Source organism: Mucilaginibacter sp., from assembly GCF_041663085.1.
Lineage (GTDB): Bacteria > Bacteroidota > Bacteroidia > Sphingobacteriales > Sphingobacteriaceae > Mucilaginibacter.
This window is the reverse complement of record NZ_JBAZRC010000117.1, coordinates 1-15691: the sequence shown is the minus strand read 5'-3', so window position 1 is coordinate 15691 and position 15691 is coordinate 1. Positions and strand designations below refer to the sequence as shown.

General features: G+C 44.5%; 15 protein-coding genes and 1 pseudogene. 9 read left to right on the top strand and 7 right to left on the bottom strand.

The features are described 5' to 3' along the window. The 6 genes and pseudogenes from WC615_RS17735 to nagB form a co-directional block, all read left to right on the top strand. Positions 1–434 (top strand): annotated as a pseudogene (locus tag WC615_RS17735) (glycoside hydrolase); the annotation flags it as partial. 283 nt (positions 435–717) lie between these two features. Beyond that, positions 718–1842, top strand: a complete 1125-nt coding sequence (locus tag WC615_RS17730; RefSeq protein WP_372979411.1) for a phosphotransferase enzyme family protein — start codon at positions 718–720, stop codon at positions 1840–1842. Further along, positions 1842–2501, top strand: a complete 660-nt coding sequence (locus WC615_RS17725; protein ID WP_372979410.1) for a carbohydrate-binding family 9-like protein — start codon at positions 1842–1844, stop codon at positions 2499–2501. The genes WC615_RS17730 and WC615_RS17725 overlap by 1 nt, the downstream gene beginning before the upstream one ends. 23 nt (positions 2502–2524) lie before the next feature. Next, the gene (locus WC615_RS17720; RefSeq protein WP_372979409.1) at positions 2525–3817 is read left to right on the top strand and encodes a sugar MFS transporter; all 1293 of its coding nucleotides are present in this window, start codon (positions 2525–2527) and stop codon (positions 3815–3817) included. A 26-nt stretch (positions 3818–3843) separates the two neighbouring features. Next, positions 3844–5193 (top strand): Gfo/Idh/MocA family protein, encoded by a 1350-nt coding sequence (locus tag WC615_RS17715; protein ID WP_372979408.1) that lies wholly within the window; start codon positions 3844–3846, stop codon positions 5191–5193. 115 nt (positions 5194–5308) lie between these two features. Beyond that, positions 5309–7228, top strand: a complete 1920-nt coding sequence (gene nagB, locus WC615_RS17710; RefSeq protein WP_372979407.1) for a glucosamine-6-phosphate deaminase — start codon at positions 5309–5311, stop codon at positions 7226–7228. Between the two features lie 55 nt (positions 7229–7283). Here the strand turns inward: nagB and WC615_RS17705 are convergent, their stop codons facing one another. The 3 genes from WC615_RS17705 to WC615_RS17695 form a co-directional block, all read right to left on the bottom strand. Continuing rightward, positions 7284–8387: a DNA alkylation repair protein gene (locus WC615_RS17705; RefSeq protein ID WP_372979406.1), complete on the bottom strand. Its 1104-nt coding sequence runs from the start codon at positions 8385–8387 to the stop codon at positions 7284–7286. Between the two features lie 83 nt (positions 8388–8470). Beyond that, positions 8471–8845, bottom strand: a complete 375-nt coding sequence (locus tag WC615_RS17700; protein WP_372979405.1) for a DUF779 domain-containing protein — start codon at positions 8843–8845, stop codon at positions 8471–8473. Between the two features lie 143 nt (positions 8846–8988). After that, positions 8989–10491 (bottom strand): aldehyde dehydrogenase family protein, encoded by a 1503-nt coding sequence (locus WC615_RS17695; RefSeq protein ID WP_372979404.1) that lies wholly within the window; start codon positions 10489–10491, stop codon positions 8989–8991. A 157-nt stretch (positions 10492–10648) separates the two neighbouring features. Between WC615_RS17695 and WC615_RS17690 the strand changes: the two genes are divergently transcribed. After that, a complete protein-coding gene (locus WC615_RS17690; protein WP_372979403.1) occupies positions 10649–11578 on the top strand; it encodes an AraC family transcriptional regulator in 930 nt (309 codons plus the stop codon). Here WC615_RS17690 and WC615_RS17685 read toward each other — a convergent pair. The 3 genes from WC615_RS17685 to WC615_RS17675 all read right to left on the bottom strand — a co-directional run bounded on the left by WC615_RS17685 (position 11575) and on the right by WC615_RS17675 (position 13557). Then, on the bottom strand, positions 11575–12474 hold the full coding sequence (locus WC615_RS17685) for a helix-turn-helix domain-containing protein (RefSeq protein ID WP_372979402.1): 900 nt from the start codon (positions 12472–12474) through the stop codon (positions 11575–11577). The two genes, WC615_RS17690 and WC615_RS17685, sit on opposite strands and share 4 nt — an antisense overlap. Positions 12475–12481: 7 nt before the next feature. Then, entirely contained in the window at positions 12482–12898 is a 417-nt protein-coding gene (locus WC615_RS17680; protein WP_372979401.1) for a DUF1348 family protein, read from the bottom strand. A 104-nt stretch (positions 12899–13002) separates the two neighbouring features. Next, positions 13003–13557, bottom strand: a complete 555-nt coding sequence (locus tag WC615_RS17675; RefSeq protein ID WP_372979400.1) for a carboxymuconolactone decarboxylase family protein — start codon at positions 13555–13557, stop codon at positions 13003–13005. Between the two features lie 135 nt (positions 13558–13692). Between WC615_RS17675 and WC615_RS17670 the strand changes: the two genes are divergently transcribed. Together WC615_RS17670 and WC615_RS17665 are read left to right on the top strand one after the other, a co-directional pair. After that, on the top strand, positions 13693–14544 hold the full coding sequence (locus WC615_RS17670; RefSeq protein ID WP_372979399.1) for a helix-turn-helix domain-containing protein: 852 nt from the start codon (positions 13693–13695) through the stop codon (positions 14542–14544). Positions 14545–14619: 75 nt separating this feature from the next. Further along, positions 14620–15336, top strand: a complete 717-nt coding sequence (locus WC615_RS17665) for a siderophore-interacting protein (protein WP_372979398.1) — start codon at positions 14620–14622, stop codon at positions 15334–15336. Between the two features lie 3 nt (positions 15337–15339). On the opposite strand, the gene WC615_RS17660 is transcribed toward WC615_RS17665, so the two are convergent. Next, on the bottom strand, positions 15340–15691 hold a 352-nt coding region (locus tag WC615_RS17660; protein ID WP_372979397.1), incomplete at its 5' end, for a hypothetical protein.

Genomic DNA, 15691 nt, shown 5'->3' with positions numbered 1-15691 from the left:
AATTGGATGAGCAACTGGTTGTACGCTCTGCCCAATGCTCGGCATTAATGCCCATGATGCAGTTTTCGGTTGCACCATGGCGCGTATTATCAAAAGAGAATTTGGCTATTGTAAAAAAGGCGGTCAACATCCGCGCAAAATATACCCCATACATCATGCAACTGGTTAAACAAGCCGCCGCAACCGGCGAACCTATTGCCCGCAGCATGGAGTATGAATTCCCTAACCAGGGCTTTGCTGATGTGAAAGGCCAGTTTATGCTGGGCAGTAAATATCTGGTAGCGCCTATGATTGCAAAAGGAACCAAAAAAACAATATATCTGCCAAAAGGTACGTGGAAAAACGACTTGGGTAAAATTGTAAAGGGGCCGGCTAAAATAGAAATAGAAGTTGCAGCAGACAGGCTGCCAGTATTCGAATTAATAAAAAAATGAAATTATAATATATAGTGTCAGATTGTAAAGCATAGTTAAGGTAGCTGATTCGTACATAAGTAAATTTTGAACAACCGTTTGCGTAAAAATAGAACAATCGTTTGCGTGGTTTATGCAAACGGTTGTTTAGCGGCATGGTTAATATGTGCCCCTGCAGTACGCTTTCGTTAGCAATAATTTTACATCACTTTTACAGATAGGTAACCAATATAAACCCATTAAATTATCATAAACAACCCGCCCCATGTGTGGATTGATATATAACAGTATAATAAAAGTATAAATGCAAAGTTCTAAAAACATAGCTGAAGTTGTGTCGCATTTTAAATGTGCGGCTGATGTGGGGTCGCAAAAATCCTATGGGTCGGGCCATATTAATGATACGTTCCTGTTAAAAAATGTACAGGCCTCGGGCCCTGATTACCTGCTGCAGCGAATCAATCACCGTATTTTTACCAATGTAGAGAAGCTTACAGATAACATGCGCCGTGTAACCGAGCATCTTAAAAACAAAATAAAAGAGCATGGTTATGGCGATCCGTTAAAGGAGGTAATGACCCTGATACCTACAGATAGCACCCGCTTTTTTTATAAAGACAGCACAGGCGATTACTGGCGTATGTTCTACTTTTTAAGCGATACCAAAAGCTACGATGTAGTGAAAACCGAAAAGCAGGCTTATGAAGGTGGTAAAGCATTCGGGAAGTTTCAGGCTATGCTGTGTGATATACCGCCGGGTGAGATCTTTGAAGTGATCCCCGACTTTCATAACATCCAGAAACGCTTGCAACACCTGGACGAAGCGGTAGCCAATGATCCTTTAGGCCGTGTGGCATCTGTTAAAAGTGAGTTGGATATTGTGGCGAAGTATGCTGCATCAATGCAATACTTTCAGCAGCCAGAGCAAGTGTCAACTTTGCCAAAGCGCGTTATCCATAACGATACTAAGTTTAACAATGTATTGCTGGATAAAAATGACGAAGCTCAATGCGTTATAGATCTGGAAACCGTAATGGACGGCTACGTGGCTTATGATTTTGGTGATGCCATCCGTACCATCATCAACACCACAACCGAAGATGAGGCCGATCTGAGTAAAATCCAACTGAATATGCCGCTGTTTAATGCCTATGTAAAGGGATACTTAAAAGAAGCATCGAAATTTTTAACTGATGCCGAGGTTAACTCGCTGATGAAAGGCGCATTGTTGCTGCCTTACATGCAGGCGGTTAGGTTTTTAACCGACCATATTAACGGCGATAAATACTTTAAAATAAAATTTGAAGGCCATAACCTGCAAAGGGCCAGGGCGCAGTTCCAACTGGTGAAAATGCTTGATGCAAACGCCGCCGCTATGCACAATACAATATTGAACGAAATGGACAGCTATAAAACTGCGCAATACTGATGGATATGGCAACAGGTATAAATATTCCGTACCTTAATGGCTTTGATGATCTGCGTTCGGTAGAGGCGGTATCGCAGGTTTTAGACGGGTATGAGCAACAGCTAATACAGCACGCGCCATGGGCAAACGGAGAGCAGCAGCCTCAGGCATCTTTCGCGCTAGCTTATGGTAACGACGAGATATATCTGAAATATTACGTAACAGAACACACTTTAAAGGCCGAATACAGTAAATTTAACGACCCGGTGTTTGAAGATAGCTGTGTGGAGTTCTTTATCGCTTTTGATGGTGATGCAAACTATTACAACCTGGAGTTTAACTGTATGGGTACATGCAGGGGGCAATACGGCAGGCACAAAACAGGGCGTACCTTTTTGCCGGTTAGTTTGCTAAAAACCATAAGGCACCAAACGCTGGTTAAAAACGGTAACGCAGGTAACATACAATGGGAGCTAACTTTATGCATCCCTAAAAAAATATTCAAGTATCATCCTGCGCTTTCGTTAGAAAAATGCAAGGCAAAAGTTAACTTTTTTAAGTGCGGCGACGGCCTGCCCGAACCACACTTTTTATGCTGGAACAAGGTAGAGGCTCAAAAGCCCGAGTTTCATCTGAGCAGGTTTTTTAAAGAGATAACTTTTAGTCCGCAGGTATATTAACGCTAAACATAAATCCCGACTTAATGATACAAGCAACAGCAGTAAGCACAAAAAAATCAACACTCAGCCCCATATTCATCATTGGGATGCTGTTTTTTATCTTCGGTTTTATTACCTGGTTAAATTCAGTATTGATACCCTATCTTAAACTGGCTTGTGAATTAACTACTGTTGAAGCTTACCTGGTAACCACCGCTTTTTATATTTCTTATTTTGTGCTGGCCATACCGTCGGCGGGTATCTTAAAAGTCACCGGCTTTAAAAAAGGTATGTCGGTAGGGTTGGGTGTTATAGCCGTAGGCGCATTAATATTTATTCCGGCAGCATTAACCCGTTATTATGGGTTGTTTCTGTTTGGTTTATTTGTACAGGGTTCCGGGTTGGCTTTGCTGCAAACTGCATCAAACCCTTACATCACTATATTAGGCCCGCCAGAAAGCGCCGCAAAGCGTATCAGCATCATGGGCGTTTGTAACAAGGTGGCCGGTGCATTAGCGCCCATCATACTTGGTGCTATCACCCTGAAAAATGCCGATGGTTTAAAAGAACGCCTGGCAACAATGGCCCCGGCTGCAAAAATTGCGGAGCTGAACGAACTGGCATCGCGGGTGATTTTACCATACATCGTTATCGTAATAGTGCTGCTAATACTGGCCGTTGTTATTTACTACTCCAGCCTTCCCGAAGTGGATACTGATCAGGAAGACGAATCGACCGCTATCAGCAATAGCGGCAAAACAAGCATTACACAGTTTCCGCATTTGCTTTTAGGTGTTGTAACCCTGTTCTTTTATGTTGGCGCCGAAGTTATTGCGGGCGATACCATTATCAATTACGGCAGTACGCAGGGCATTGCGTTGGGTACGGCCAAATTCTTCACCACCGGCACACTTATATTTATGCTGGTGGGTTATGGCGTAGGCATCCTTTGCATCCCCAAATATCTAAGCCAGGAAAAAGCCATGAAGCTTTCTGCTGGTTTAGGTTTAATACTATCCGCGGTTGCCATATTAACTACAGGATATGTTTCGGTAGGGGCTGTTGCTTTATTGGGTTTGGCAAACTCCCTGGTTTGGCCGGCTATCTGGCCTATGGCATTGGCCGGGCTTGGCAGGTTCACCAAAATTGGCTCATCATTACTAATTATGGGTATTGCAGGCGGCGCAATTGTGCCTTTGGCTTATGGTGCTTTAGCGCAGGCTTTAAACCCGAGCCATGGTTACATTATATTAATACCGGCTTACCTTATTATACTTTATTACGCTATCAGCGGGCATAAAGTGGGTAAAGCCAAACTATCACTTGAACAATTATAATCATCAATAAATAAAAACTAAAAGTTATGGATCGCAGACAATTTGTTATCAATTCGGCTGTTGGATTAGCAGGATTAACAATTTTGCCTTCAGGGTTATTATTCGCAAAAAATGCAGATAAGGTAAGGTTGGGTTATATAGGTGTGGGGCTTCGCGGCCGCAACCATATAGGCGAGGGTTTGCTTCGCGATGATGTGGAGATAGTTGCTATTTGCGACATACAGGAAAGCTCCCTGAAATTTTGCCGCGAGCAATTTGTTAAGGCAAAAAAGAAACTACCTGCAGAATACACTGGCGGACTGGACGCATACAAAAAACTGCTCGACCGTAAAGATATTGATGGCGTTATTATAGCCACCCCATGGCAGTTTCATAAAGACCAGGCCATTGATGCCATGCGTGCCGGCAAATATGTTGGCTGCGAGGTTATTGCCGGTATTACCGAAAAAGATCACTGGGATATATTGAAAGTACACGAAGAAACCAAAATGCCATACATGACGCTGGAAAACGTGTGTTACCGCCGCGATGTAATGGCTGCCCTGAACATGAGCCGCCAAAACCTTTTTGGCGAACTGATACACCTGGAAGGCGGTTACCAGCACGATCTGCGTGGTGTATTATTTAACGATGGTAAAAACCCTTATGGTAAAGGCGCTGAATTTGGCCCTAATACCGTAGGCGAAGCGCAATGGCGTACCCAGTGGAATATTGACCGAGACGGCGATATTTACCCAACACATGGTGCCGGCCCGGTAATGAACTATATTGATATTAACCGTGGTAACAGGTTTACAAACCTGGTATCATTCTCTTCAAAATCGCGCGGGCTAAACGCTTACGTAGATAAGGTATCTCCCGGGAATAAAAATTCTAAGATCCACTTTAAAAATGGCGACGTTACCACAACCACGCTTAACTGTGCCAATGGCGAAACGGTTACACTGAGCCACGATACCCACCTGCCACGCCCATACTCGTTAGGCTTTAGGGTGCAGGGCACTGAAGGTATCTGGATGGATGTTGCCGATGCGGTGTACATTGAAGGCAAATCGGCCAAGTACGATGAGTGGGACAAAGCAAGCTTATGGTTTGATAAATACGACCACCCGCTTTGGAAAAAGTTTGAGAAATATGCCGAAGGCGCAGGCCACGGCGGTATGGATTGGTTTGTGTTTAACGCCTTTGTACAGTCGGTTAAACAGAAAAAAGATACGCCGATAGATATATACGATTCATTAACCATGAGCGTGATAACACCACTTTCAGAAAAATCACTTAAAGAAGGTAACGCCCCGCAGGCATTCCCTGATTTTACAAAAGGTAAATGGAAAGAGCGTAAGAATACCTTTGCATTAGACGATAGCGGCTTCTAAAGAAACACAACAGAATTTTTTTTAAATGTCATTAACCGATGGGCCCGCTGAAAAGCGGGCTTCCACACGGTAATGGAATTGCTATGCCTAAATCAAAAAATATATACCCCATAAGATGCTGCTTAATTTATTAGAAGAAACCCGGTACGAGAAAGTACCTGTTAAAATATACGCTAGTGATAGCGAGGCGAGCCTTGATGTAGCCAAACGCATTGCTACCATCATCAAACAAAAGCAAGCCGAAGGAAAAACCGCTGTGCTGGGTCTGGCAACCGGTGTATCGCCCATAAAAGTTTACCAGGAACTGATAAGGCTGCACAAAGAAGAAGGCCTGAGTTTTAAAAACGTGGTAACTTTTAACCTGGATGAGTATTACCCAATTCAGCCAGGTTCGGCACAGAGCTATGTACGGTTCATGAAAGAGCAATTGTTCGACCATATCGATATTGATATGGCCAATGTGAACATCCCCGATGGCACGCTGGAAGAAAAGGACATCGCCGCATTTTGCCTGGCTTATGAGAAAAAAATAAATAGCTACGGCGGTATTGATGTACAGCTTTTAGGTATAGGCCGCACCGGCCACATTGGGTTTAACGAGCCGGGTTCGGCGCCAAACTCGGGTACCCGTTTAGTTACCCTGAATGATCTTACCCGCCGCGATGCATCTAAAGATTTTGGTGGTAAAGAGAATGTACCAACCAAGGCGATTACCATGGGCATCGGTACCATATTCAAAGCCCGCGAAATTATACTGATGGCATGGAACGGTAAAAAGGCATCCATAATTAAAAAAGCCGTAGAAGGTGTAATATCCCCGGATGTACCTGCCACCTACCTTCAAAATTCAGATAATGTTGAGTTTGTAATCGATCGCGATGCATCTGTTGATCTTACCCGTTTTGATACCCCATGGCTGGTTAAGGATTGCGTTTGGGATGATATGCTCATCAAAAAAGCGGTGATATGGCTGGCCAAAACCCTTAACAAACCCATCCTGAAGCTTACCGAGAACGATTATAACAACAACGGTATGGCACAGCTGGCTACGCAGCTTGGGCCGGTTTACAATATCAACATCAGCATATTTAATAATATACAGCATACCATTACCGGCTGGCCGGGCGGCAAGTTTAATGCTGATGATAGCCAGCGGCCCGAGCGTGCTAATCCTGCGGTAAAACGTTCTATCGTATTCTCTCCGCACCCGGATGATGATGTGATCTCGATGGGGGGCACTTTCATCCGCCTGGCCGATCAGGGGCACGAGGTGCATGTGGCCTACCAAACATCAGGCAATACCGCCGTTTGGGATGATGAGATGCTGCGCTATGTAGAGTTCGCGATGGATTTTGCCAAATCTCAATCGCAGGATGCGGCTTATCTGGAAGGTCTGTATAAAAATATGGTAACCTTCCTGAAAAGCAAAACGCCAAACCAAAGCGATACCGAAGCCATCCGTACCGTTAAAGGGCTCATTCGTAAAGGAGAGGCCATTGCAGGGGCAAGGTTGGCCGGATTAAAAGACCAGCGCATCCACTTTATGGACCTGCCTTTTTATGATCGCAGTAAAATACAAAAGAACGTGTCTTTTGAAGATGATATCCAGCAAACTATGCAGCTTTTGCAGGAAGTGAAACCCCATCAGATCTTCGCTGCCGGTGATTTTGCCGACCCACATGGTACGCACAAGGTTTGTTTTGAGATCATGCTGGAAGCCTTTAACCGCCTGCGGCAGATTGAAGACTGGACAAAAGACTGCTGGATATGGCTGTACCGCGGTGCATGGCACGAGTTTGAGATCCACGAGATAGAAATGGCCGTGCCGCTATCGCCGCAGGAGGTTTTACGTAAGCGCCTGGCCATATTTAAGCACCAATCGCAAAAAGATATCCCGGTGTTCCCGGGGGATGACGCACGCGAGTTTTGGGTAAGGGCAGAGGACCGTACCCACGAGACCGCACTTTTGTACAATGAACTCGGCCTTGCCGAGTATGAAGCCATTGAAGCTTTTGTACGCTGGAAGTTTGATTAAAGATCCCCTATATCTATAATTTAAAAGCGGCCGGCCGAAAGGTTGTCCGCTTTTTTTATGCTGTCAACTCAAACTCGCCAGTAGCTTTTTCTTCACCATTTACTATTAGGGCTACTTTATGCAGGCCAACATAAAAAGTGCGGGTAGTTATCGGGATGAATTTTTGCTTGCGGTTGATGGTGGATGTTTCTTTCGGTGCAAAGATGCGCTCGCTTATTTTGTATACTTTTTTGGAGAATTTGCCATTCTTCATGGGGTAAAATATGGCGTACTCTAAACGTATTTTTTGTTCGGCGATATTGGTGTTTGCTACCGTGAAGGTAAATTCCACGCTGTCGCCGATGCTGATCTTTGGCGTTAATACCTTAAAGGCATTCAGTTCGATGCCTTTGGTATGCAAACCATAATGCGCCAGTATTTCGGTATGGCCTTGTTTAAGCAGCGTACGGCTGCCGTGTTTAATAATGGCATCGGTTTCTTTGCTGATGCCTGTCCAACGGGCGGCAATATCCAGCACCACTTCGGGGAAATCCTTGGCAATATCATTCAGGTTGTTGGCCACGCTCCGGCGTACCCATTCGGATGGATCAGCTTTCAGGTTTTCCAGTATCGGGAGTATCAAGGTAACCTCTTTCTTTAAAGCAGGCACGGCCATGGCCCAGGGTAAACGTGGTCGGCTGCCTTCGCTTGCCAGTCTGCGCACTTTGTGATTATTATGTAACGACCAAGCCAGCATCTGCTTCATCATCGGCTCATGGTATTTGATCAGGAAAGGCCGCACTGCAAATTCGCAGCTTACAAACTGCGTGGTAAATTCAAGCGCATCAATGGATGTATCGTAATCATCAAGGCCATAAACCTCAATATAATCGGGCAGAAACATGTGGGCGAGCCCGTCCTCACCAATGCCTTTTTTCCTGAGCAGGGTAATCAGGCTTCTGATAACGGCAATGCTTTCCTTAAAATCGGTAGGCATAAAATTATGCAGCGTTTTAACCGTGTGGCGCATGCGTTCTTTCAGCTCCATATTGTCGAATGCAGGGGTATAGATCTGCTGTGTAAACGCTTGCTTATCAAAACCGGGTAATACTTCTATTAGCGAATCTGATAACCGGCTATAAAACAGGGGGGAGTAAAGATCTTTTAGAGGGCTTGCCATGGGGTAAAAATAGGCATTAAAACAAAAAAGCCCGGCACATTCGTGTCGGGGCTTTTGCTCAAAAAATAACCCCTCACAAATTCTTAGTCTTCTATAAATGTTACCGGTTCTAAATCAGGCAACTCCGCATCGGTAAATAACCGCGATTGGATCAGAAACCTGTACCCGGTAGGTATCTCCAACGAAAAGCTGGAACCCCGGCCTTTGGTAACGGTAACCGTTAGCTGTGTATGCTGCCAATATTCAAACTGGTCTTTACTCATCCAAAACTCACAACCGTCAATCTCGCCCAATTTTACATCGCTGCCGCCCAGTTTAAACTCACCTTTTTCAAAACACATGGGCGATGAGCCGTCGCAACAACCGCCGCTTTGGTGAAACATCAGTTCGCCAAAACGTCCTTTTAATTCGGCGATAAGGGCGGATGCTTCGGGTGATACCAATACTCTTTTTACCATTTTGCTACGTTTTATTAACCACAGAGTACACAGAGGTTTTCACAGAGAAACACACAGAGCCTTTCTTCTTTGTGCTCTCTGTGAATTTAACCATGCAAATCTCTGTTATCTCTGTGGTTAAACTTAACAAATAAGCTATCGGCCTAAAAGAAACCCAGCTTATTTTTATTGTAAGAGATCAGCATATTTTTTGTTTGGCGGTAATGCTCAAGCATCATCTTATGGTTCTCGCGGCCAAAGCCCGATTTTTTGTATCCGCCAAACGGTGCGTGTGCCGGGTAGGCATGGTAGTTATTCACCCAAACACGGCCCGCCTGTATAGCACGCGGCACCTGGTAAACCTCGTGCGCATCACGTGTCCATACGCCGGCACCTAAGCCATACATGGTGTCGTTGGCAATTTCAATAGCTTCTTCAACTGTTTTAAAAGTGGTAACACACGCAACCGGGCCGAAGATCTCTTCCTGGAAAATGCGCATTTTGTTATGCCCTTTAAACAGGGTAGGCTGTATGTAATAGCCTGTACTTAAATCACCGTCCAGCTTTTTAACTTCGCCGCCACATAATACTTCGGCGCCTTCTTCGCGGCCAATTTTCAGGTACGATTGGATCTTTTCGTACTGGTCGTTTGATGCCTGCGCACCCATCATGGTACTATCATCAAGCGGGTCGCCCATTTTTATGGCGTTTACACGCTCAATAACACGGGCAATAAATTTATCGTAAATGCTTTCCTGGATCAGGATGCGCGAGGGACAGGTACAAACCTCGCCCTGGTTAAGCGCAAACATTACCGCGCCTTCAATGGCCTTATCAAAAAACGCATCGTCGGCATCTGCTATCGATTCAAAAAAGACGTTTGGCGATTTACCACCCAGCTCCATAGTAACCGGTATCAGGTTTTCTGACGCGTACTGCATAATTAAACGGCCCGTAGTGGTTTCGCCGGTGAAAGATACCTTGGCAATGCGTGGGGATGATGCCAGTGGTTTACCCGCTTCCGGCCCAAAACCTGTTACAATATTCAATACACCCGCAGGCAAAATTTCGCCTATGAGTTCCATTAATACCATAATGGATGTTGGCGTTTGCTCGGCAGGTTTTACCACGCAACAGTTACCGGCAGCAAGGGCCGGGGCAATTTTCCAGGTGGCCATTAGTAACGGGAAATTCCAGGGGATGATCTGGCCTACAACACCAAGCGGTTCGCTTAAAACAATGCTCACGGTAAACTCGTCATGCTCAGATATACCGCCCTCTTCGGCACGGATAACACCGGCAAAGTAACGGAAGTGATCTATCACCAAAGGGAGGTCGGCATTTTTGGTTTCGCGGATGGCCTTGCCGTTATCTATTGCTTCAACAGTGGCCAGGTAATCAAGGTTGGCTTCAATGGTATCAGCAATTTTATTTAAGATGCCCGCGCGGTAGGCTGCCGATGATTTACCCCAGGTAGCAAAGGCAGCGTGGGCAGCATCCAATGCCAGTTCCACATCCTCTTTGGTAGAGCGGGCTGCTTTGGTAAACACTTTGCCATCAATAGGCGAAACGTTATCAAAATATTCACCTTTAACCGGCGGAACAAACTTGCCGCCAATAAAATTATCATACTTATCCTTAAAGGAAGGTTTTTTATTGATACTCATTTTTACAGGTTTTAATTTAGAATTGGTTTTGCTAAGTTAGGCGGGGCGCGGGTTAGCCATTTGCACAATGCTATCAATTGGTAGCACAATAATGTCAATATGTTTGGGTTATTGTTATTACTGTTTACAATGCCTAATTTGTACTAAATATTCAGCCATGAATAATGTAAATCTGCTAACGCCTTTAGGCCTCTCTAACGGAAAAGAACTGCGTACCCTGGTAGAAAACCGCAAGGCTTACACCATGAACCATTGCGAGCTGAATATTTTTGAAACTTATGAGCGCAGTGAGTTGGTGCCCCTAACCTTTAGCGACCTGGTGATAACCAGTATGCTGCGCGGCAAAAAGGTGATGCATTTATTTGATAAGCCCGGCTTTGATTATTTACCCGGCGAAACCGTTATTGTACCGCCAAACATCACCATGACTATTGATTTCCCGGAGGCTACGGCGCAGCAGCCATCGCAGTGTACGGCACTGGCCATTAATCAGCAGGAGATAAATAATACGCTTGATTACCTGAATGAGCATTACCCGCGCGAGGATAAGTATGCCTGGCAATTAAACTATAAACAGTTTCACTTCTTTAACAATTATGAACTGGCGCAACTCATCAATAAACTGATCCGCATAAGTACCGGTGATGACTTAACCAAAGATGTATTGGCAAGTTTTACGTTAAAGGAATTGCTTATCCGCATTATGCAGATGCAAAACCTGCACGAGGTGAAAGATAATATGCACGAACTATCAACGGGCAGCAGGTTTGCGTACGTGGTTGAGTATATTAAGCAACACCTTACCGATAAATTGAATATTGATGCCTTGAGCCAAATGGCTTTTATGAGTAAGCCGAGTTTCTTCCGTGCTTTTAAGCACGAATTGGGCATATCTCCGGTTGATTATATCATTAAAGAGCGAATCCAATTGGCCAAGCAATTTATGAACAACCCATATAACAGTATATCCGAAGCTTGCTTTAAAGCCGGTTTTAATAACCTGAACTACTTTAGCCGCGCATTCAAAAAAATTGAAGGCATAACACCAAGCTTATATAAAGCAGGTATAAATGGCAAAGTGCATTAATTGACCATTATCTTACCGTTTACCACCGCCTTGGCAAAGCCAACCGTATCCCGGTACATTTGGGGCGATACATCGGCGTTGGTTTTAAAAAAACGGCTAAAGTAGTACTCATCTTCATAACCCAGCCTGTAGGCTATTTCTTTAATAGTCCGGTTTGTTAAGTAAAGTTCGCGCTTGGCCTCAATTACTATGCGTTCGGCTATCAGGTTACTTACCGTTTTGTTGAAATGTGTTTTGGTGATGCGGGCCAGTGCCTTTGCCGATATATTAAGCATATCGGCATAATCGCTTGCGCTATGTTTGGTTTTGAAGTTAAGCTCAATGGATTCTTTAAGATTTTGCAGGATGAAGTTTTTGGTGTCGGTATCCTGGCTTTCCAGTTCCTGCTGTTGGGCTTTTAAGCGCGATGCCGTGATGAGGAAGATCTTGAGGTATGATATCAGGATCTCGTATTGAGCCATGGCTTCGTTCTGCATTTCGGCTTTTATCTGGCCAAGCAGCATATCAAGGGTAATGGCGGTATTGGCATCTATCTTAACAAAGGGTGGGTGGTATATATTATTGAATAATACCCCGCTGCATGATACCTCTTTATCATGTTTATGGATGCAGAAAAAATCGGGATGAAACTCAATACAAACGCCGCTTACCGGTTGGGTTTCGGTTAGCATAAATGGCTGGTAAGGTGTAAAAGCCAGCAGATCATTAGCTGCAAAATCATATTCCGAAAAATCTGCCCGCAGTTTCCCTGCACCCTGCTTTAACCAAATTACCGAATAATAATTGTTGCGCCGTAAGTAGTTAAAATGGCTGTTATCATCAAACGTAAACCACCTGAACAGGAAATGGCCGTTTGCCGGGTCGATAAGGGTAAGGGCGTCTTTAAAATCCGTCATGGTTGTATTAAAATAATTTACGGTCGGTTTCGGCAATAGGCAGATCATTGATGCTGGCAAAACGCTTTTGCATATAACCGTTCTCATCAAACTCCCAAAGCTCGTTGCCGTAGCTGCGGTACCATTGGCCGCTGTGGTCATGCCATTCGTACTCAAACCTTACTGCCATGCGGTTCTCTTTAAAGCCCCATAGCTCTTTTTTTAGCTTGTAATCCAGCTCTTTTTCCCATTTGCCTTTTAAAAATTGCTTTACCTCTTCGCGGCCGTTTATAAAATCGGTACGGTTGCGCCATTCGGTATCAACAGTATAAGCCAGGCTTACTTTTTCAGGGTCGCGGGTGTTCCAGGCGTCTTCTGCGGCCTGTACTTTTTGCTGGGCTGTTTCCATATTAAATGGTGGCAGCGGGTATCTTTTTGGTTCCATAAAAACGGATAATTTTTAAGCGTTAATAAAAGTAAACAATACAGCAAAAGCCGGCGCATTTTATTACCGACTTTTACTGTTACCTGATATTTCTGATTATCGGCTTATGCTTCAACTGCCTGCAATGGTTTTGCCACCGGGAAGTCGATCACGGTATCGGCTGTGTTGTTAAAATAATTGGTAAGGATGTTTAGCGCAACGTGGCCAACCAATTCACCAACTTCGCCATCTGTAAAACCGGCAGCTTTTACTGCTTCAACATCACCTGCGGCAACCAAGCCCTGTTTAGCAATTAGCGTTGTGGCAAATTTTAAGGCGGCATCTGTTTTTGTATCAGCTGCATTTGCACGGCGGGCATTTTCTATAGTTTCGGCATCAAGGTGTGCCAATTTTTCGCCTATGTATGAGTGTGCAGATACACAGTAATCACAGCTGTTTTTTTCGCCTATGGCGAGGGCTAAAAGTTCGCCTGTTTTTGGGCTAAGTGTGCCTTTGGCCAAAGCGCCGTTTAAGTTTAAGTAACCTTCTAATAAAGCGGGCGAGTTGCCCATGGTGCGCATCATGTTGGGTACTGCACCAAATTTGCCTTGTATTGCGTTAAATAATTCTTTTGTTTTTCCTGTAGTTTCGTCTGGGTTTAGAGCTATTAAGCGTGCCATTGTTTTTAAGTTTTTGTTTGTCGTTATTGACAGTACAAATGTGCAAACAAGTGCCCCGCTGTACCATGGAGGATGTTCGTCACTGCATGGACAATTTTCCCATCCGGTATTATTTAATCCTTATTTTTACCCGCGATGAAAGATATTCCTGTACATCAGTTAAAGGAAAGGGCCAGCCTCGGCCTTGAGATATGGCGGTATGATATCGGCGACGCACGGTCCAACAAAGGTATACTGGATGCCCACCGGGATGATCATTACATTTTTTTTGTGGTTGATGCCGGAGATGCGTCATTAATGATAGATTTTACTGAAGTAGGATTTTTTAAAAACACATTATATTATGTGTTGCCCGGGCAGGTGCACCACGGTGTTCGTTACGAGCAGGCCGCGGGTTGGTTTTTAGCCGTAGATACCATGCTGGTTCTGCCAGATTATCGCAAGGTGTTTGAGGGCCAGTTGGAGCTGCAAAAACCATATATTTTAGATGATGCACTGATGACGCAATGTACCGACTTGCTACACCTGTTGCGGCAACGTTTTTCTGATCACGGCCAAAGTACTTTTAATATATCTGTGGTGCATTCTCTTTTGCAATCGTTTATTGGTATTGCTGCGGGCTGTTATGCCGAAAGCAACTACACAACCATAAAAGTATCAAGGCCGGTAGAACTTTCGCAAATGTTTAAGCAATTACTGGTAGATAATTACGTGGCCATAAAAAATCCGTCGGTTTACGCGGGGATGCTTAATGTATCAGAAAGTTATTTAAATGAAGCCTTAAAAAAGGTAACCGGCTTCTCGGTAAGTTACTGGATACTGAATGAGGTTATGCTGGAAGCCAAACGCCTTTTATACTATAGTGAATGTAATGTTAAAGAAGTAGCGCATGCTTTGGGGTATGATGATCATGCGTATTTTTCCAGATTGTTCAAAAAATCAGAAGGGGTTACTCCTTTAACATTTCGCACAACTTACCGTAAATAGTCCAATCATTACCGCATAGTTGCCATTGTTATGCGGTGATTTGCCCCGTTTCTTTGTAGTATCAAAATTACTCACATGGAAACATCTACATTATATAAACTCAAAAAAAAGGCTGGTGAATTTTTCGAGCCCCGGTTTTTGCAAACCGGCACCGTGCTGGAAGTAAGGCCATGGGCACCATCTACCTTAATTGAAATTGATTTGCATTTGCCCCTTGTTGATATGCAGCAATGGGACTACATACCCTATATCAAATTCAAAGTGGATCATTTTACATTCAGGGACTACACCCCATCCGGCTGGGATGCCGAAACCCGCACCTGCACCATTTATGTTGATGCAGTACATAACGGCCCGGGCAGCAAATGGGCGCGCCAGTTAAAAAAAGGGGATACCATCAGCTATATCAAAAAAGTAGGCTTTACCCACCACCAGCCCGATCAGGTATCGGCAGTAATTGCACTTGGTGACGAAAGCAGCGTTGGCCATTTACTGGCCCTGCAAAAAATGGTGTTGCCGCACACCCGCTTTTCGGGCGGTATTGTTATTGGCGAGGATGAACACCGCAGGTTGTTTAACGAATATTTTTGGACACCCATTGAGCCGGTAGCGCGTAAGGATGTTTACGGCCACAATAGTTTAATGGAATGGGTGCTTAAACAGCAATACAGCCTGGAGAATACCATGTTTTACCTTGCCGGTAACAATACAATGGTAGCCCAGCTGCGCAAATTGCTTAAGCAGCAGGGCTATCCATCATCACAGATCAAGGCGCAGGGCTTTTGGTCCTGACTATTATTTCTGCTTCACGTAAGTTTCTATGATCTCGTGGTTGATGTTCAGGCTGTCTATCTTTTCGATGCCCTTTTGTATCAGTGTATCGTGTTTAAACTGAACGGTAAAATCAAAGCTGCGGCCTTCCCATTCGCGGGCGTTTAAGTAAGCCAGGTGTTCGGTGTATTTGTCGCCTTTAAAATCGTATGTACCGCCGCCTGCGGTATAGGTAGCATCTTTGCCCTTTCCTTTGCTTAGGTCATGCCGCATAAATGCAAAGTGAGTGGCATTTAAAACTTTTATCATTTCCTGGTTGGGCACAGGGTAATCTTTTACTGTATCGCCTTTGGTAACCGTAACAGCCGATACCAGT